Below are 18,423 nucleotides of genomic sequence, written 5' to 3'. Positions count from 1 at the left end.
ATCAGCCCCTTTCCCTCGCTTTTTCGATCGTCCTGAGGGCATCGAAAACGGTGGTGATGGTTGCGTCATCCAAACCGGCCAGCAGCTTGCCTTCGTGGGCGGTAACCGCGGCGACGGCCTTTTCATATAATTGCCTTCCCGCCAATGTCGTCCTGAGGGCATAGGCGCGCCGGTCGGTGGGTACCCGGTCGCGGACGATCAGTTCCCTGCGCTCCAGTTCATCAATGATAACGACAAGGTTCGGGCGCTCGATATCCATTGCATCAGCCAGTTGGGACTGCCGCAATCCGGGGTTATCGACGATGAGAACCAGTGCCGTATACGTCAGCATTCGCAGATCAAAGGGGCGCAGAGTTGTTGTCAGATCTTCCTGCACCACATTGAAGGCCCGTTTCATGCGATACCCGACAAACCCCCGCAGCGTAGCATCGCTAATCGTGTTTGGCGCGCCGTCTTCTGGCGTGTGTTCATGTTTCCTTTTCATGTGTTCACCTGAAGTTCGGGGCGCGCTTTTCAAGAAAGGCCCGCAGCCCCTCCTGCGCATCGGGTGTTGTTTGCGACAGGGCCGCAGCCAGAGATTCAGTAAACAGCCCGTCGTTTTGCGACATTTCATTGATCCGTGCGACCGCCTGAATCATCAGATAGTTTGACAGTGGCGCGTTTCGGGAAATCTTACCTGCCAGCGTTTGGGCCAGCGCCAAAGCCTCGCCTTCACCAACGCTATAATGTGCCAGCCCCAGCGATACCCCTTCATCGGCACCATATTTGCGGCCGGTCAGCATCATCTCGGTCATCCGATCGGCCCCCAGCAGGCGACCGACCCGCGCGGTCGCACCGCCGCCGACAAATATTCCGCGGCGGCCTTCGGGAAGCTGAAAGATCGTCGAAGGTTCAGCGATGCGAACATGTGTTGCCGCTGCAAGCTCCAGCCCGCCGCCGATCACGGCACCAAACATGGCCGAGACAACCGCAAGCCCACCAAACTGGATCTTGTCCATGACGCTGTGCCAGTGACGGGAATGATGCAGGTTTTCCTCGGCTGTACGATGAACATGCTCGGACAGGTCCAACCCGGAACAATAGTGCCCTTCAGTTCCGGTCAGGATCACCACACGCACATTTTTGGGTGGTGCAGAAAAGAAATCATCCAGCGCGCCCAACAGTTCCTCGCACATCGCGTTTCGCTTGTCTGGGCGGTTCATGGTCAGGGTCGCGATGGATCCGTTGACCTCAATGTTCAGGATTTGGCTGTCCATGGGGAACTCCTTACCGGGGCGGCAGACGAACGGCGCCGTCAAGTCGAATAGTGGTGCCATTCAAAAACGGGTTTTCAACGATCTGTTCGGCGAGCATTGCGAACTCGCGCGCTTCGCCAAGGCGGGCAGGGAAAGGAATGTTCGCAGTGATCTTGGCAGTGACCTCTTCCGGCAAGCCTTCCATCATTGGCGTGTGGAACAGGCCGGGTGCGATGGCCATCACCCGAATACCCGACTGTGCGAGTTCCCGCGCGGCGGGCAGGCACATCGAAGCGATTGCCCCTTTGGACGCGGCATAAGCGGCTTGACCCAATTGACCGTCCTGCCACGCAACCGACGCCGTGTTGATGATCACACCGCGTTCACCGTCAGCCAACGGGTCGAGACCGGCCATGTGTCTCGCCGCGTGGCTCATCACGTTGTAGGTGCCAAAAAGGTTCACGCGCAGAGTTTTCTCGAACACGTCGAATGACAGCTTGCCTTCGCGCCCAACGATCCTGGCCGCCATGCCGACGCCTGCACAACTGACGGCGATTCTGGGCGCCGACCCGAAATGGGATACTGCCGTCTCAAACGCGGCACTGACGGAGGCCTCGTCACTGACATCGGCTTGCAGGGCAAGGCCACCAATTTCGTCAGCGACTGCCTTCGCACCGTCAGCATTGAAATCCAAAACGGCAACCTTTGCTCCGCTGGTGGCGAAATGCCGTGCCGTTGCAGCGCCCAACCCGCTTCCGCCGCCGGTGACCAGCGCGACACATCCACTTAACTGCATGGTGCTCTCTCCAATTTAGTATGCTCAATCATTGTTGTATCTCATACCTATTTTCGGATGGGCCTGCTCCGGACCGCTGTTGGTGTCTAAGCTAGGGGATCAGGAACAGGGTAATGGCTGGAAACAGCACCAGGATCATGACCCGAATGATGTCAGAGGTGACGAACCACATCACTGCCTTGTAAGTTTGGGTCATCGGGGTTGAACGATCCATAGCGTTGATAATGAACAGATTCATTCCGACCGGAGGGGTGATCAGCCCGACCTCGACAACGATCAGAACCAGAATACCGAACCAGATGGCCACATGTTCGGGGCTCATGCCGAAATCCAGTGCGCTGATGACCGGAAAGAAGATCGGGATTGTCAGCAGGATCATTGACAGGCTGTCCATCAGACACCCGAAGATCAGATAGAACACCAGGATCAGGCACAACACCATCCACGGGCTGAGCCCAAGTCCAACGACCCAGCCAGACAGTTCCTGCGGTACCTGAGTGAGCGCTAGGAAACTGTTATACAGCCCTGCGCCCAACACGATGAAGAAGATCATCGCCGTGCTTGAGGCCGTGGCAATGATGCTTTCGACGAAGACCTGCCAGTTCAGATTGCCCGAGATCAGAGCGATCAACCCGGTTCCCGCCGCCCCCACGGCTGCGCCTTCGGTTGGGGTGAACCAGCCAAGATAGATGCCACCAACAACAAGGCCAAAAACCAGCAGGACAGGCCAGACATCCAGCAGTGCCCGTACGCGTTCAGGATATGGGATCGCTTCGCGGGTGCCGGCGGCGTCAGGATACATGCGCACATAGATCGAAATCGTGATGATATAGCCGAGCGCTGCCAGAATGCCGGGGACAAAGGCCGCGAGAAACAGCTTGGCGATATTCTGTTCCGTCAGGATCGCATAGATCACAAGGATCACCGAAGGCGGGATCAGAATGCCCAATGTGCCGCCAGCAGCAAGCGTTGCGGTCGAAAACCCGCCGGAATAGCCGTAGCGGCGCAGTTCGGGCAGCGCGACACGGCTCATCGTCGCGGCGGTGGCCAGGGAGGACCCGCATATTGCGCCAAATCCGGCACAAGCGCCAACTGCCGCCATGGCGACGCCTCCTTTGCGGTGGCCCAACCAGCTTTCAGCCGCTTTGAACAAGGCCGAAGACATGCCCGACAATGTCGCGAACTGCCCCATCAGCAGGAACATCGGAATGATCGTCAGCGAATAGCTGGAGAAGGTAGAGTAGGTTTCGGTTTTAAGCTTGGCCATGAACATGCTGGTGCCACCCATGGCAAAATACAGCCCGCCAATCCCGCACAGCAACATGGCAAGGCCAATCGGCGCGCGCAGGAAAATCATGATCAGAAGTACGGGAAAGGACACGTAGCCCAGTTCGAGCATGGTCAATGTGCGGCCTCCCCGCGATAGGGTAGGATATGACGCCCGGTGACAAGCTCGATGACCTGCGCGACGGCGCAATAGACAGCAACAAGTGATGCGACAAGGGCGGCAACAAAGCTTAGCCCATAGGCCCACCAAACCGGAAATTGCAGCAGAAAGGTCGTTTCACCATAGTCCAGCTTGTTTTGCATGCCGACAAACAGGCGCCATGTAATCAAAAGGATGACAAGCGACAGGATGATTTCCCAGAACGTGATGATCACCTTGTTCACCTTAGCCGGAAGGGCGTTTGTGAATACATCGACCGTGGCGTGAGAGCCGTAGAGCTGGCAGATCGGCAGGAACGAGAATATGGCGAACGCAACGCCGGCTTCGACCAGTTCAAAATCGCCATTCACCGGCCCGACGCCCGATGCAATCAGCGCATTTGCCGCTGCTTCCGACAGTGACGTCAGAATGTCCGAGTGACCCAGCGTGTTCAAGCCGCGCCCCAGCACGCTGACACAGGTCAGCAGGACCAGCGCAGTCAGAACCACACCGCCGAGAACGGCCATGAAGCGCGCGATGCGCTCAACCAGTTTCTGCATGATCAACTCCAAAGGGATTGCTCTCCCAGCGGGAAATAGCGCCGGAAGAGCGACCGGATCAGTTGCCGGAGTATTGCGAAATCAGTTCGAGCGCGCGGGCGCGCAAGCCGGTTCCGTCCAGACCTTTTTCATCCATCTCGGCGATCCAGGCGTCAGTGGTCGGCTGTGATGCTGCCTTCCATTCCGCAACCTGTTCCGGGCTCAGCGTGATGATGTTGTTGCCGCGTTCCATCGCCTGCTTGTGTGGCCCGTCATCATCGGCCTGCATCTGCTTGCCTGCGAAGGCCGAGAATTCAGCGCCCGAGTTGGCGTCGATGATGGCCTTCAGATCATCCGGCAATGCATCCCAGCGGTCCTTGTTCATCGCGAAGATGAAGGTGGTGGTATATAGCGTGTCGTCGCCAAAGGTCGTGTGGTTCCCGACCAGCTCGTTGACCTTCAGGGCGCCTGTCACTTCCCAGGGAATCACAGTTGCGTCGATCACGCCTTTAGACAGCGCTTCAGGTACCGCGGGAACAGGCATGCCAACGGGGGTTGCCCCAAGCGAGCTGAAAAGGCCGTTCGTTACGCGTGTCGGTGCGCGCAGCTTTACACCGTTCAGATCTTCGATGCTTTCGATCGGCTCCTTTGAATGGATTAGACCGGGCCCGTGCACCCAGAGCCCGAGAACTTTGAACTGCTTGAAGTCATCGTCCATCATGGTTTCTTCGGCCAGATCCCAATAGGCGCGTGAGACGGCTTCTGCATTCGTCATGGTGAACGGCAGTTCGAACACTTCGGTCCGGGGAAAGCGGCCCGGCGTATATCCGGACACCGTCCAGACAATGTCGGCCACACCATCAATGGCCTGGTCGATCAGTTCGGGGGGTTTGCCCCCAAGCTGCATGGACGGAAACCTTTGAATTTCGATCCGGCCATCCGAATCCGCTTCGACCTTGTCGGCCCAGACATCCAGAACGTTCTTGGGTACGTTGGCTTGTGCTGGCAGGAATTGGTGCATCCGCAGTGTCACTTCGGCCGCAATGGCAGTGGTTGACATGGCGCCAAAAGCAATCGCCGCCACTGCAGATTTGAGTATGGTTCTGCGCAAGTTGGTCATGGTCTCCTCCCTAGATGACCTATGAGTATCATCCCCTGTTCATGATTGCTCATATTAGTTATGTTTTATAACGATTTTGATCCACTTTCTTAGTGTTTGGTTTCAGGTCCTTTTCGGAAAACAGAATGCTCACACATGTGAACCTTTTCGTCGAAACGCTACGCAACAGACAGGTTATGCGCGGACGCCAAGTTATCCTCTCAGGATTACATTGCCCTCGGTTGGCTCAAAGGTAAATTGAGATTTCTTAGATTTTAGTTTCTGTTTTCGGTAACTAAAGCGCGAAAACGGTGGATTTGCTTTCCCTGTTTCAATTGGACCAGCGCCCGCGGTGGAATTCAAGACCGTGTGTTATCGTCGGTGGCAGCTTCAACTGCCTTGCCTGCGAGCTTCAGGAAAGTTTCGCGTTCATTCGGAGTTAGCCCTTCGAGGATCTCGCTTTGCAGGTCAATTACGACTGGCGCAGCTGCCGCTAGGATGTCTTTTCCTTTTTCGGATAAGGTGACCTCTCGCGCGCGTCTGTCACGTTGACTGACCGAGCGTTTGACGTAGTTTTTCTGCTCCAGCCGGTCGATAACCCCGCCGATTGTTGCGCGGTCATAGGCGATTTTCGCCGCGACTGTGGCCTGATCAATGCCGGGTTCGGCGCGAATTGTTTCAAGTGCTGCGAACTGAACGGATGTAAGGTCGATCCCGGCCTCCTGCATCCGGACCGAGAAAACGTGGGTTGAAATCTGATTAAGTCTGCGGATGAGGTGGCCCGCCATTCCGTAAATGCTCATTCAAAACCTCCGAAATCACTTTAAGCCGTCACTTTTTCCAGAACTACCGCGGCAATTAGTGAGTGTACATATCTTTGTTGACAAGAAATAGTAAGTATAGTTATTAAAATTGCGTAAACCTGCGGAGGAGGGGGCAATGCAATATTACGTTGATGGATTTCGTCCGGGTGATCCGGATATCAAACCGGCTGCGTTCGGTCACCACAACCACCCCGCAACCATCCCCGAAAAGGTTGATGTTCTGATAGCGGGTTGTGGACCGGCCGGGCTTTGCCTTGCGGCGCAACTGGCCGGGTTTGCAGCGATTTCGACAATGATCGTGGATCAAAAGCCGGGTCCGATGGAGAAAGGCCAGGCGGATGGCGTCAACGTCCGCTCGATGGAGATGTTTCAGGCGTTTGGTTTCGCTGAGAAAGTGAAGCGTGAAGCATATTGGGTCAACCAAACGGCATTCTGGACGCCCGATCCCACAAGCCCGGGCCACATCCGCCGGGCGGGCACGGTGCAGGACGTGGCCGACGATCAATCCGAGATGCCACATACCTTGATGAATCAGGCCCGGATTCATGAGCTGTTTCTGGACGTGATGAGAAACGCTCCAACGCGGCTGCAACCCCATTACGGGCTTCGTGTCAGCGATTTGACGATTGATACCGGTTCCACGGATCACCCTGTCAGGGCAGAGCTTGAACGCCTGGGCGAAAATGGCGACGTGGTTGAACGGCTTACAGTACGTGCGAACTATGTCGTAGGCTGTGACGGTGCACGCAGCAAAGTGCGCAGGGCTATCGGGGGTAAGCTGCAAGGCGACGCAGCACACCAGGCGTGGGGCGTTATGGACATATTGGCGAATTCCGATTTTCCCGATTTGCGGCGGAAATGCCTTGTTCAATCGGCTTCGGAAGGAAACGTTCTGATCCTTCCGCGCGAGGGCGGATACTTGTTCCGAATGTATGTCGAGCTTGACAAGCTGAACCCGGATGAGCGGGTCGCCAACCGCAATCTGACGGCTGACCATATCATCGCTGCCGCGAACCGGATCATGCGTCCTTTTTCCATCGACGTAAAAGAAGTCGTTTGGTGGTCGGTCTACGAGATTGGGCATAGGTTGACCGACAAGTTCGACGATGTCCCGCAGCATGAAATTGCAACACGCACCCCGCGCGTGTTCACGGCGGGCGACGCCTGCCACACGCATAGTCCCAAGGCAGGTCAGGGGATGAACGTGTCGATGGGCGATACTTTCAACCTGGGCTGGAAACTGGTGCATGTGCTGACGGGAAGATCAAAGCCTGATCTTCTTCACAGCTACTCGGCCGAGCGTTTGCAAGAGGCCAAAAGACTGGTCGAAACCGACCATAAATGGGCCCGGACCATGAGTGCACCACCGGGCGAGTCAGAGCTTGACGGCACTGATATGCCCCGATTTCAAAAACAGTTTATCGAAAATCTGGAATTCACCGGCGGGCTATCTGTTCACTATGGGCCTTCGGACTTGGTCGCCGAACCGGTTCACCAGCATCTGGCGCGTGGGCTGGTAATAGGCAAGCGATTTCATTCCGCACCAGTTGTCCGGCTTGCGGATGCCATGCCCATGCAATTGGGACATGTGGCCGAAACGGATGCGCGTTGGAGGCTCTATGCCTTCGCTGGACAGGGAGACGCAGGTACGCAAGGCGGATCGATCCATCGGCTTTGCGAGGCTTTGCAAAGCGATTCGAACTCTCCGCTCCGACGGTTTACGCGCCCATACGAAGACATCGACGGTTTGATAGACCTTCGGGCCATCTTCCCGCAGGATTTCAAATCGCTGAATTATGAAGATATGCCGTCTCTTTTGAAACCCGAGAAGGGCAGGTACCGCCTGCGCGACTTCGAAAAGGTTTTTTGTGTTGATCACAAGAGGCGCGAAGACATCTACGAAATGCGCGGAATTGACCGGATAAAGGGCTGTATGGTCGTCGTCAGGCCGGACCAATATGTGGCGCATATCCTGCCATTAGAGTGTCACGCTGACCTGTTTGACTTCTTCTCCAGGCTGTTTGTTTCGGGCGGCGGTTGATAAGTGCGACGTCTTAGACCGCAATGGACAGAGGCTCCGGGGGGAGAATGGATTGTTGCATCGGTGCATGGTTCGGCAAGATTACCGCCTGGGCAAATCTGGATTGGCACTTGAAGCCGCCCGTGTCGCAGGAAGGCTCTCTAGCCAGTCAGCTAAGCGCGGGTATTTCAGGACGCGTTTAACGCGGCCAGAACCTCGGTGCTCACCACAACACCGTCAGCCTCGGCTGCCGCCCGTTTGGCCAGACGCCCATCACCCGGAACACGGGCGTTCCCATTGCCGACAATTTCTGCGCAAATGCGCGCGATATATTGATTGAAGTCCGCGTTGCCGAACCGCGTCGGATCAATCGCTATCAGTGTCGCACCGCCTTTGATGTTAAGGGCTCCGAACGTCTCGCGTTCTTGATTGTCCACGGAAAGGGTTCCACCAGCCAGGGCGGCACCCAACACCTCAACCATGAAAGCGATTGCGGCGCCCTTGTGCTCGCCAAAAGGTAACAGGCTGCGGGTTTCCAGGATGGCGTTCGGGTCCGTACTGGGTTGGCCGTCAGGATCCAGCCCGGCGGGGCGGGGCAGGTCGTGCCCCTCGGCTGCGGCCATGCGGATATCCATCAAAGCAACCATTGAAGACGCCTGATCCCAGACTATCGGCGCACCGTCCTCGCGCGGGCAGGCAAAAGACATCGGGTTGGTGCCAAAAACCGGGCGCACCCCGCCTTGCGGCACCACCATGGACAATGAGTTGATCACGGCGAAAGCTACCAGACCAGCCTCGGCCAGCGGTTCGGTGTCAAACCGCAACGCGCCCAGATGGTGGCAATTTGCGCAGGTGAACGCGGCAATGCCGTATTCCTGCGCCATTTCGATCAACGTGTCGCGGGCTTCTGCTGCGGCGACCTGATAATATCCGTTATCGGCATCACCGCGCAGAACGCCCGGGGCAGCCTTTTCTATCTTGGGTTTCGCATTGCCGTTTGCATAGCCCGAGGTGAAGCTTTGGACATAGACCGGTAGCATACGCAATCCGTGGCTGCGCGGTCCGTCCCGCTCGGACCGGGTAACAATGTCGGCCAGAATATCGCTGCCCTGTGCGTTTACACCAGCAGAAGCTAGTACGGATTTCGCCAGCGCCCGAACCTCGGCAAGAGAAAGCGTTTTGGTCGATTGTTCGGTCATCATTTCAAATCCAGTCTTTTTACTTCAGGGGTTAGGCACGCGCACGCGCGTTGGTGGGATCAACGGCGCAAGTATCGATCACCTCGGCATCGCGCATTTCGTTATGGACCAACACCTGCATCCTTGTACCCGGCGCGGTCATATCGTTTGGTACAAGTGCCATCGCTATGTCGTGGTTGCAATAATAAGAGAACCCACCCGACGTAACGCGCCCGATCAGTTCACCGTTTGCATAAACACCCTCATCGAACATCACCGAAGTTTCGCCAAAGGGAAGTTTCAACGTGACCAGCCGTTTGTGATTGCCCTCGCTTCTCTGCTTCTCCAGCGCCGCTTTTCCGATGAACTCGCGCCCCTCGGTGACGACAAACCGATCAAGGCTGGCCTCATACGGTGTCATGTCCTTGCAAATCTCGCGGTTGATGGCGCGATAGGATTTTTCAAGGCGCATGGACTCCAATGCCTCAAGACCGAAGGGTTTTACACCGGCTTTCAAAAGCAGGTCGACAAGGTGTCGGTTATACCCGACAGGATGGTGCAGTTCCCAACCCAGCTCGCCTGTGTAAGATACCCGAAGCAGGTGTACGTCTTTGGCATAGCCCACTTCACCCTTTTGCGCAGAGAGCCAGGGAAAAGCAGCATTCGACAAATCGTTGTCGGTCAGCGGTTGCAAAATCTCGCGCGCCTTGGGACCGGCCAGCGCGATCACACCCAACTGTTCCGAAACGTCTTCAAGGATAACCGATTGATCTTGTGGTAGCAGGCGTTGCAGCTGATCCCAGTTATAGGCGCGCCAATTCGGGGTAGAGACCAGGCAAAAATCATTCTCGGCATAGCGGACAACTGTGTATTCCGCATCCATGCCACCTTTTGGATTCAACAAGAGCGACAGGTTCATCCGGCCCACTTTGGGCAATTTGTTTGCCATCAGACCATCCAGCCACCGCGCAGCGCCGGGACCGCGTATAGTAAACTTGGTCATCGGCGACATCTCGATGAACCCGGCCTCTTCGCGGGTGGTGTGCACTTCCTCCTGAACGCGTTCCATGTGGTTGGTGCGGCGGAAAGAATGTTCGGGGATCGCCTCTTGCGGCGATTTGGCGAACCAGCGCGGGAATTCATAGCCGTTGAAGCTGGTCCAGACTGCGCCATGCGCCGTCAGCAGATCGTAAGACCCCACGGTTTTCATTGGGCGCGCGCCCGGGAAATCTTCGCCGGGGATATGCGCGTTCATATGTGTGCCCCAGGTTTCGCGAACCTTATCCATGGTCCAGCGTTTGGAGGCGTAGTCAGAGAAACGGCGCGGGTCCAGTTCCGACATGTCCATGCCCGGATCACCGTCGACGATCCAGCGGGCCAGCCGTTCGCCCACGGTGCCGCCCCACAGAATGCCACCGGGCATCCCTTCGGCCAACCACAGGTTTTTGTGCCCCGGCGCTGGCCCGGCAAGTGGCAATTCGTCCGGCGTCATTTGGAAGGGGCCGCGCGTGTTCGCCTTGATGCCCACCTCGCCAAGCACTGGCACCCGTTCGATCGCCCGTTCCCATTGGGTTTCCACGGCATCGAAATCCTCGGGCAAGAGGTCTGCGCCAAAGTCAGGTGGCACGCGGTCTTCGGCAAACAGTTTCAGGTCCTTGGTGAATTCATAGGGCCCGAACTGAATGCCACCGACATCTTCGCGCAGATATGCGCCGTAATCCTCATCCCGCAGGATCGGGAACTCGGGCAAACCCTGCGCGCGACGTTCCTTGAGCAGTGGAACGGTTTCCGTGGTCCAGTACTGGTGAACGATAGGAATGCAGGGCAGGTCCAGCCCAACGCGCCGGGCATTTTCACGGGCATAGTTGCCGGTGGCAAAAACCAGATGCTCGCACGTGATCTCACCCTGATTGGTGGTCACTTTCCAATGACCGCTTTCCAGCCTTTCATACGCCTGTGCTTCGGTGTTCTGACAGATTGTGGCGCCTGCATCCCGCGCCAGTTTTGCCATTGCCATGGTGATGTCGGCCGGGTTCACATAGCCGTCCTCGGTATGCAGGATACCGCCGCGAATATGCTCGGACTGGCTCAAAAGGGGGTGAACATCGGCAATTTCCGCCGGCGTCAACAGTTTGCAGGGCACACCGGCGGCCTCGGCAATCGAGATATATGACTGGAATTCATCCCAACGTTCCTGGGTGTTGGCAACGCGCAGCTGACCCACTTTGCGCAAGCCTACCGACGCACCCATCTTCTGTTCGACTTCGGAATAGATGCGGATGGTTTCCATCGTCATCTTCGACACGTTTCGGGACCGCACGAAGGTGACCAGCAGACCTGCGGCGTGCCAGGTCGAGCCTGAGGTCAGCGTGGTCCGTTCCAGCATCACCGCATCGCTACAGCCGTGCTGTGTCAGCCCATACAGAATGGACGAGCCCACACATCCGCCGCCAACGACAACAACTTTGGCATGTGATTTCATTCGCCGATTTCCTTCTTGCGACTGATCATGGTGTCAGACGCTCTGCCTGCCCGAAATCAGTAAGATGAGAACGTTCCGAAGTTTTTACGGAAACATGGCGCCAGGTAATCGCAAAAAATTTCTCCTGCGGCTTAGTTCAGGTCACCTCTTACTAGGCACCTTCGAATTGGTCGCTGTCTGGTTCCCAGTCATTCAGTGCCGTCCAGAACGGCATCAATTTTTATGTGCCTTGTCTTGTTTCACCCTGTTATGTTAGCGCAAACTGTGCCAGTGAAACCTGATGCCTTTGCAAAACTGGGTTTCTGTTGCCTACAGTATTGCGGCTTACAAGTGGGAGGAACAGGTGTATCTCGGTCTTGATTTGGGGACGTCAGGTCTTCGGGGAATTGTGGTCAGTGAAGACGGCGACGTCGTTGCCGAGGCCGAAGCAAGCGTGAACACATCGACACCGCATCCGGGCTGGTCAGAGCAGAAACCTGCGGATTGGGTTGAAGCGTGTCAAAAGGTCGTTGCCCAGTTGCGCGGGCAAAACGGCGCTGCGTTTTCGGCAGTGCGGGGCATTGGTCTGAGCGGACATATGCATGGCGCAACGCTTCTGGACCGAAATGGTAGCGTCTTGAGGCCCTGTATCCTTTGGAACGACACAAGGTCTGCCCGCGAAGCTGCCGAGCTGGATGCGCTTTCCGCGATGCGATCGATCACCGGAAACATCGTTTTTCCCGGTTTCACTGCGCCTAAACTGGAATGGGTGCGCAGGCATGAACCTGACGTTTTTGAAAAGATCGCCAAAGTCTTGCTCCCCAAAGATTATTTGCGCTTCTGGCTGACCGGAGAATACGTCAGCGACATGTCTGACAGCGCGGGTACCGCGTGGTTGGACGTCGGATGCCGTGAATGGTCGGAAACAGCGCTTGAGCTAAGCCACATGCGTCGGGATCAGATGCCCGAACTGGTCGAAGGCAGCGCCGCCGGGGGCGAGCTGAGGGCGGAGATTTTGCAGCACTGGGGTCTGACCGGACCCGTTGTTGTTGCAGGTGGGGCAGGTGACAACGCAGCGGCGGCCTGTGGTATTGGAAGCATCGCCGAAGGCAGCGGTTTTCTATCGCTGGGAACGTCGGGTGTGCTGCTGGTTGCCAAGGACAGTTACGCGCCCGCACCAGAAACGGCGGTTCATTGCTTCTGCCACGCGGTGCCGGAGCGCTGGATTCAAATGGGCGTCATCCTGTCGGCGACCAACAGCCTGAACTGGCTGTCCCGGAACCTCGGCCAATCCGTTGGTGCACTCGCATCGGCGTTGCCGGATACCGTCACCGGGCCGTCGAAGACAATGTTCCTGCCATACCTGTCGGGGGAACGTACCCCTCATAATGACAGCGCCATCCGGGGGGCATTCATGGGGCTGGATATTGCGTCAGATCCAGCGGATCTTGCACAGTCCGTGATGGAAGGTGTCTCGTTCGCGCTGCGTGATTGCCTTGAAGCCCTCAGGAGCACGGGAACAAAGCCTGAAAGCCTGATGGTCGTCGGCGGGGGTGCACGATCCCGGTTCTGGGTCGAGACGCTGGCAACTGTTCTGAACATTCCGCTTGCCTTGCCCAAAGGCAGTGAATTCGGAGCCGCCATCGGAGCGGCGCGCCTTGCTGCCTGTTCAGTAAATGGTGCAGACCCGGCGGAGCTCATGACATCGCCAGAAACCTCAGAAATTGTTCAGCCGCGCGCGGGGTTATTCGACGCCTATGAGGCTGAATATCAAAGATACCGCCGGTTCTATGCCGCTCTATCCCCCCTGTCTGCGCCATGATGAAGGGCGTCACTTCCCTACCCATCGAACAGGTTGTTCTGGAAGATGGTGTGATGTCGGTTTCCCTGCTGAGCTATGGGGCGATCACACAAGGGTGGTGGATCGGTGAAACGCCCTTGATCCTGGGCTATCCAAACCCGCAGGAATATCTGACCGACCCTTATTACATAGGCGCAATCGTGGGTCGCGTCGCCAATCGGATCGGTGGCGCAAAGTTTAATATGCAGGATGCCGCTTATCGCTTGACGGCGAATGAGGGGGAAAACACGCTGCATGGCGGTGTGGTCGGGCTGTCACGCAGCCACTGGATTATCAGGAAGACCAAGTCGAACCGTGCGGTTCTGTCCTTGACGTCACCTGACGGCGCTGACGGTTTTCCCGGAGAAATCAGGTTCGAGATTCATGTCGAGCTGGCTTTTCCACGGCTGAATTACACGATCACCGCATGGCCGGACCGGCCTACGCCGATCAGCATTGCGCAGCACAATTACTATACTCTTGGGTGCCAAAGCGGTATTCTTGACAGCCGATTGACCCTGAATTCCAAGCGGGTACTGGAACTGGACGACAGCTCCACTCCGACAGGCATCGTGGATGAGATCGAAAACCAAGCGCTGGATTTCTCATCCCCGCGCATTATCGGTGATGAGGGGCGCGGCATTGACCACTACTTCGTGTTTGAAGAGGCGGGCAATTTCAGTCGACCGGTTGCCACAGTCGAAACACCGTCAGGTTTACGCATGAATACCTACTCTGATCAGCCCGGCGCGCAGGTCTATTCCGCCGCGCACCTGTCCGATCCTTTCACGCCATGCGCAGGGCTTTGCATTGAGCCTTCCGGTTACACGGACGCTGTGAACCACCCATTGTTTCCGTCCGTCATCTATTCTCCGGACAATCCGTATAAACAAGTTCTGACGTTGGAAATCGCAGAGGATCAGGCATGAAAGTTGCGATATCGGTGTATGCTCTGGCCCTTTGCGTGACACTGTCGGCGGCGCAGGCGCAAGACCTCGGGCCGCTTCCTCAATTTGTAGAACCGGACCTTGTCAAGGTCGAACTGGGACAGTTGCTGTTTTACGACCCGATCCTGTCGGGGAACAAAAACATCAGCTGCGCCACTTGTCATCATCCGAAACTGGGAACGTCAGACGCGCTTTCTCTGGGTATCGGCGAAGGCGGTGTGGGGCTGGGTGCAACGCGCAGGCTTGATCAGGAAAACATGCCCGAGCAGCGCATTCCCCGAAATGCACCGGGGCTGTGGAACCTTGGGGCGCTGGAATTCACCACCTTCTTTCATGACGGGCGTCTTGAGGCAGACCCGTCACAGCCTGACGGGTTCCGAACGCCCTTGGGCACAGATATGAGGCCGGGCTTCCAATCTGCACTGGCCGCGCAAGCGATGTTCCCGGTCTTGTCGGCTGACGAAATGGCCGGCCACTATTCGGAAAACGAAGTGAGCAAAGCCGTACGTCTTGGGTTGCTGACCCAAAAGGACGGCGCATGGGAGCTTATCGCGGCGCGTGTTGCCGCAATCCCGGAATACAGGGCGCGCTTTGACCAGCTCGCGCCCGGAGAAGAGATCACTTTTACCGCAATCGCCAATATCATTGCCGATTTCATCGCCTTTGAATGGCGCGCTGACAACAGCCTGTTTGATCGCGCGATGCAGGGGAAAGAGGCGCTGCCCGAACAGGCACAAATGGGGCTCGACCTTTTTTACGGCAAAGCCGGGTGCAGCACCTGCCATTCCGGTTGGTTCCAGACGGATCATGGATTTCATTCTATCGCCATGCCGCAAATCGGGCCGGGAAAAGCCGCCCGGTTCGAGAACCATGTTCGCGATGACGGGCGATTGCGTGTGACGGGCAATGCGGATGACGCCTTCACATTTCGCACGCCATCCTTGCGCAATGTGACCCTTACGGCACCCTATGGTCACAACGGAGCCTACGCGCGGCTTGAAGATGTTGTCCGTCATCATCTGGATCCGGTCGCAGCTTTGCGCAGCTATTCGGTCGAAAAAGCAGCGTTGCCAGAGTTTCCGGGCGCGGATGATCAAAAAGCCTTGCTCGACCCCACGCTGACCGAGGCGATTGCAGCGTCGAATGAACTGGCCCCAATCAGCTTGAGTGATGACGAGGTGAACGCCATTCTGAGTTTCCTCAGTACACTGGAAGACCCGGCAGTCCGGCTGGGTGTGCCTGCGCATGTGCCCAGCGGTTTGCCTGTTGATCAATGATCATCGGTCGATGCGAAGCACTTGGTTGCTTCTGAAGGTCTGCCAATCACCAACTGTGCCGTCTGGCCAGATAACCCGCAGCGCCAGTTCGTCCGCGTTGCCCAGGCCAAAGTGGTGAAGCCCGGAGATGCCGCTTGCGTGACCGCCGCCAATGGTCACTTCCCGTGTTTGAATTCCGTCGGTGGTTTTAACCTCGATGAAGCTTCCGACAGCTGCGCGGTTGGGACGATCCTGGCCAAGATCAACCTGAATCCAGTTTCCAAGCTGTTGTTCGTTCTGAAATACCTCAAGCGCTGACCCGCGATTGACCACGACCAGATCAAGCGATCCATCCCCGTTCAGGTCCGCCAGGGCCCCACCGCGGGACTTGCCCATAGAGGCGACACCCGCCGCTGAGGCAGCTTCGAAAAACTGACCATTTGCGGATTGCAGCAACAGGTTGTTGGGGTCGGTTTGCGCCGCATCGGGCATCTGTTCGACATTGCCCTTGGCGACAAATATGTCGTCGCGCCCGTCGTTATTGACGTCGCCGAACTGCGCATGCCAGCCGGTTGACGGGCGACCATCGCCACCGACATGCGGCCTGTGCGCCGTTGTCCCTCGGTCATAAGTCGCGTCGCGCCATGTCGGCCCCTCTGCAGTGGGATCAAAGATCTGAAACTTCTGATCTCCCATCGAGGTCAGGTAAACATCCGGGAAGCCGTCCCCTGATATATCCCTTGATGCAATCCCCATGCCCCAGATCGAATAGGGCAGCCACCCATCTTCCGGCGCGTAAAGGCGTGGCGTGTCTTCCATAGCCCAAAGCTGCTCTTGCCCGCCGCGCACATAGTAATGGCGGTCGTTACTGACACGCAAGTCCGCGCGCCCGGTGCGCGCCCAGTCGGAAAACAGAATGGACAAGGAACAATGTCCCGGTACCAGGTGGAGAGGCGGGCCATAGGCCGTCCCTTCGGGGCGATACAAAAGCGTCGGCCCGCAGGTTTCAAACGGGCCATTGGGATTGGTTCGGTCGACATATGTTCCAAAAGCCAGTGTCGGCAGGGTTTGACCACTTTCCCAGGTGGCGGAAAAACCGGTGGTCCAGTGATCCTGAGACTGGAAATTCAACGAGGTGAACGGTTCAAATGCGCAATTCGCTTTGCCACGCAACAAAACGTCCTCGCCAACGCGCAAAACCGCCAGATCCAGAAACCCGTCCCCATCGATATCCACTGGGTAGGCGCCCGTCACGCCGGTCAGGGACAGTGCGCTTGGCGTTTCTGACCGAAAACTGACATCGGGTCCTGATGTGTTGACAAACAATTGCGCCGGGTTGGTTCCCCCTGCGGCAAACAGGTCGGACCGATCATCGCCATTGCAGTCGAAAACGGCGATGCCTCCGCCCACGAAGTGCTCCCACCCGCCGTCGTAAACATGGCTGGGGACGTCGATGCTGTGAAACTGCGGAAGGTTGATGTCGGCCGTGGCGGCAGACGCTGTCGCTAGCAGGATCGTCAGTTCAACTCGCATTTTCCGCCAGTTCCCTGACTTTCAGGATCGAGACTTGTTCGATCCCATAGGCTGCTGCCCCTTTTGCCCACATTGAATCCCCCCAATGGTTCACGTTGATTTCAGGCAGTGGCGCGTCAACGCTGACGACACCGTTTTTGATACGGGTCATCACTGCCTCAGAATGCAGGTATTCAAAGCTGCCTCGGGTGCCGGACAGGATGATACATTCCGGATCGAACAGATTGATCAAGTTGGAAAGCCCCATTCCAAACATCTGGCCAGCGCGGAACAGAACTGAAATGGACCGGGCATCACCGGATTGGGCGGCTGCGTGAATATCAGCAAGAGTGTGCGGGTCAGTAGCCCGGCTGGCAATGGTTGCCTCGCGGATCAGGGCATATTCCCCAACATAAGCTTCAAGGCATCCGCGTTGCCCGCACTGGCACAATGCGCCATCCAGCTGAACTTTGACATGCCCGAATTCCGCGCCGCAGCCGCGCTCGCCGCGATAAAGCTTGCCATCCAAAACAATGCCCAGACCAATGCCGTGTTCTATCGTGACAACCAGAAAGTTCTTCAGCCCTTTGCCAAGACCGAAAAGCTGTTCGGCCTTTGCAACCAGATTGGCGTCATTCTCGATAAATGCGGGGCAGGGGAGCGTTTGGGACAGAAGCGGGCTCAGATCCACGTTGCGCTCTGTCAGCGAAGATGACCAATGTACAAAATTCCGCTCTGCGTCGACCAGTCCGGCAATCCCGATGCAGACGCCGGAGACCTCTGTCAGGGACCAGCTTGCAGACGCGCAGGCCTGTTCCAGCGCCGTGCATATCTTTATTGCAAACGCCTCCGGGGCCATCCGGGCCTCTTCCAACGGATGTGTGTAGGAGATGATCTCGGTGCCTTCAAAATCGACCAGGATGACTGAAATCTGGTGCCGGGCCACTTTTACACCTGCAATCAAGTGACATCCGCCATGCAGTTTCAGCAGCACACGTGGTCTGCCGCGGCGCGCGGATTTTGACGGTGTTTCGCTTTCGATTTCCTGAATCAGACCAGCTGAAAGCAGATCTGACGTTGCCGCTGTCACTGTCGCTGGGCTGGTCTCAAGCGCGCTTGCAATGTCGATCCGCGATATCGCTCCGGTCGACCGGATTTGTTCCAGCACGCGCAAGCGGGTGATGTTTCGTTGATCCGTAGCGTTTGAAGAAACCTTGCTTTTCAGCATCCTGCCCTCGCGAATCTGGTGATTTCCCAAGCGTAAGCGGTTTTTCTTCTTTCGGGTAGCAT

15 protein-coding genes are annotated in these 18,423 nt (G+C 56.9%); 4 read left to right on the top strand and 11 right to left on the bottom strand.

The genetic code is table 11. From position 1 onward, the window contains the following. Position 1: 1 nt before the first annotated feature. The 7 genes from ACR0ES_RS09245 to ACR0ES_RS09215 all read right to left on the bottom strand — a co-directional run bounded on the left by ACR0ES_RS09245 (position 2) and on the right by ACR0ES_RS09215 (position 5,898). Positions 2-484 carry a MarR family winged helix-turn-helix transcriptional regulator gene (locus ACR0ES_RS09245; protein WP_480486120.1) on the bottom strand — a complete coding sequence of 161 codons (483 nt, stop codon included), beginning with the start codon at positions 482-484 and terminating at the stop codon, positions 2-4. A gap of 4 nt (positions 485-488) precedes the next feature. Continuing rightward, complete coding sequence (locus tag ACR0ES_RS09240; RefSeq protein ID WP_480773534.1) at positions 489-1,256, bottom strand: crotonase/enoyl-CoA hydratase family protein; 768 nt, start codon at positions 1,254-1,256, stop codon at positions 489-491. A gap of 10 nt (positions 1,257-1,266) precedes the next feature. Continuing rightward, a complete protein-coding gene (locus tag ACR0ES_RS09235) occupies positions 1,267-2,031 on the bottom strand; it encodes an SDR family NAD(P)-dependent oxidoreductase (RefSeq protein ID WP_480831683.1) in 765 nt (254 codons plus the stop codon). Between the two features lie 91 nt (positions 2,032-2,122). Beyond that, positions 2,123-3,436, bottom strand: a complete 1,314-nt coding sequence (locus ACR0ES_RS09230; RefSeq protein ID WP_209504353.1) for a TRAP transporter large permease — start codon at positions 3,434-3,436, stop codon at positions 2,123-2,125. Beyond that, positions 3,433-4,017 carry a TRAP transporter small permease gene (locus ACR0ES_RS09225; RefSeq protein ID WP_480481631.1) on the bottom strand — a complete coding sequence of 195 codons (585 nt, stop codon included), beginning with the start codon at positions 4,015-4,017 and terminating at the stop codon, positions 3,433-3,435. Before ACR0ES_RS09225 ends, ACR0ES_RS09230 begins: the two co-directional genes overlap by 4 nt. 58 nt (positions 4,018-4,075) lie before the next feature. Then, positions 4,076-5,116 carry a TRAP transporter substrate-binding protein gene (locus tag ACR0ES_RS09220; RefSeq protein ID WP_480773536.1) on the bottom strand — a complete coding sequence of 347 codons (1,041 nt, stop codon included), beginning with the start codon at positions 5,114-5,116 and terminating at the stop codon, positions 4,076-4,078. 338 nt (positions 5,117-5,454) lie between these two features. Next, complete coding sequence (locus tag ACR0ES_RS09215) at positions 5,455-5,898, bottom strand: MarR family winged helix-turn-helix transcriptional regulator (protein WP_480773537.1); 444 nt, start codon at positions 5,896-5,898, stop codon at positions 5,455-5,457. Between the two features lie 136 nt (positions 5,899-6,034). Between ACR0ES_RS09215 and ACR0ES_RS09210 the strand changes: the two genes are divergently transcribed. Further along, a complete protein-coding gene (locus ACR0ES_RS09210) occupies positions 6,035-7,960 on the top strand; it encodes an FAD-dependent monooxygenase (protein ID WP_480773538.1) in 1,926 nt (641 codons plus the stop codon). 167 nt (positions 7,961-8,127) lie between these two features. Here the strand turns inward: ACR0ES_RS09210 and ACR0ES_RS09205 are convergent, their stop codons facing one another. Continuing rightward, complete coding sequence (locus ACR0ES_RS09205) at positions 8,128-9,138, bottom strand: Ldh family oxidoreductase (protein ID WP_209596692.1); 1,011 nt, start codon at positions 9,136-9,138, stop codon at positions 8,128-8,130. Between the two features lie 31 nt (positions 9,139-9,169). Further along, positions 9,170-11,599 carry a GcvT family protein gene (locus ACR0ES_RS09200; protein ID WP_480870358.1) on the bottom strand — a complete coding sequence of 810 codons (2,430 nt, stop codon included), beginning with the start codon at positions 11,597-11,599 and terminating at the stop codon, positions 9,170-9,172. A gap of 343 nt (positions 11,600-11,942) precedes the next feature. Here ACR0ES_RS09200 and xylB point away from each other — a divergent pair, with 343 nt between their 5' ends. The 3 genes from xylB to ACR0ES_RS09185 are packed head-to-tail and all read left to right on the top strand — an operon-like array spanning position 11,943 to position 15,642. Continuing rightward, positions 11,943-13,400, top strand: coding sequence for a xylulokinase (gene xylB, locus ACR0ES_RS09195; protein ID WP_480870393.1), 1,458 nt, complete (start codon positions 11,943-11,945; stop codon positions 13,398-13,400). Next, a complete protein-coding gene (locus ACR0ES_RS09190; protein WP_480870355.1) occupies positions 13,397-14,347 on the top strand; it encodes an aldose epimerase family protein in 951 nt (316 codons plus the stop codon). Before xylB ends, ACR0ES_RS09190 begins: the two co-directional genes overlap by 4 nt. Next, entirely contained in the window at positions 14,344-15,642 is a 1,299-nt protein-coding gene (locus ACR0ES_RS09185; RefSeq protein ID WP_480870353.1) for a cytochrome-c peroxidase, read from the top strand. Before ACR0ES_RS09190 ends, ACR0ES_RS09185 begins: the two co-directional genes overlap by 4 nt. On the opposite strand, the gene ACR0ES_RS09180 is transcribed toward ACR0ES_RS09185, so the two are convergent. Both ACR0ES_RS09180 and ACR0ES_RS09175 read right to left on the bottom strand, forming a co-directional pair. After that, positions 15,643-17,154 carry a CRTAC1 family protein gene (locus tag ACR0ES_RS09180; protein WP_480773543.1) on the bottom strand — a complete coding sequence of 504 codons (1,512 nt, stop codon included), beginning with the start codon at positions 17,152-17,154 and terminating at the stop codon, positions 15,643-15,645. Continuing rightward, positions 17,144-18,361 carry an ROK family transcriptional regulator gene (locus ACR0ES_RS09175; RefSeq protein ID WP_480773544.1) on the bottom strand — a complete coding sequence of 406 codons (1,218 nt, stop codon included), beginning with the start codon at positions 18,359-18,361 and terminating at the stop codon, positions 17,144-17,146. The genes ACR0ES_RS09180 and ACR0ES_RS09175 overlap by 11 nt, the downstream gene beginning before the upstream one ends. Positions 18,362-18,423: the final 62 nt, after the last annotated feature.

The organism is Ruegeria sp. N7 (genome assembly GCF_056531345.1).
The sequence above is the reverse complement of the archived record's forward strand: the minus strand, read 5'-3'. Positions and strand labels throughout refer to the sequence as shown.

What these genes read in the sequence shown, in the direction of transcription:
- ACR0ES_RS09245 (WP_480486120.1), bottom strand. Translation starts at nt 484, where the DNA reads ATGAAAAGGAAACATGAACACACGCCAGAAGACGGCGCGCCAAACACG.
- ACR0ES_RS09240 (WP_480773534.1), bottom strand. Translation starts at nt 1,256, where the DNA reads ATGGACAGCCAAATCCTGAACATTGAGGTCAACGGATCCATCGCGACC.
- ACR0ES_RS09235 (WP_480831683.1), bottom strand. Translation starts at nt 2,031, where the DNA reads ATGCAGTTAAGTGGATGTGTCGCGCTGGTCACCGGCGGCGGAAGCGGG.
- ACR0ES_RS09225 (WP_480481631.1), bottom strand. Translation starts at nt 4,017, where the DNA reads ATGCAGAAACTGGTTGAGCGCATCGCGCGCTTCATGGCCGTTCTCGGC.
- ACR0ES_RS09220 (WP_480773536.1), bottom strand. Translation starts at nt 5,116, where the DNA reads ATGACCAACTTGCGCAGAACCATACTCAAATCTGCAGTGGCGGCGATT.
- ACR0ES_RS09215 (WP_480773537.1), bottom strand. Translation starts at nt 5,898, where the DNA reads ATGAGCATTTACGGAATGGCGGGCCACCTCATCCGCAGACTTAATCAG.
- ACR0ES_RS09210 (WP_480773538.1), top strand. Translation starts at nt 6,035, where the DNA reads ATGCAATATTACGTTGATGGATTTCGTCCGGGTGATCCGGATATCAAA.
- ACR0ES_RS09205 (WP_209596692.1), bottom strand. Translation starts at nt 9,138, where the DNA reads ATGACCGAACAATCGACCAAAACGCTTTCTCTTGCCGAGGTTCGGGCG.
- ACR0ES_RS09200 (WP_480870358.1), bottom strand. Translation starts at nt 11,599, where the DNA reads ATGAAATCACATGCCAAAGTTGTTGTCGTTGGCGGCGGATGTGTGGGC.
- ACR0ES_RS09190 (WP_480870355.1), top strand. Translation starts at nt 13,397, where the DNA reads ATGATGAAGGGCGTCACTTCCCTACCCATCGAACAGGTTGTTCTGGAA.
- ACR0ES_RS09185 (WP_480870353.1), top strand. Translation starts at nt 14,344, where the DNA reads ATGAAAGTTGCGATATCGGTGTATGCTCTGGCCCTTTGCGTGACACTG.
- ACR0ES_RS09180 (WP_480773543.1), bottom strand. Translation starts at nt 17,154, where the DNA reads ATGCGAGTTGAACTGACGATCCTGCTAGCGACAGCGTCTGCCGCCACG.
- ACR0ES_RS09175 (WP_480773544.1), bottom strand. Translation starts at nt 18,361, where the DNA reads ATGCTGAAAAGCAAGGTTTCTTCAAACGCTACGGATCAACGAAACATC.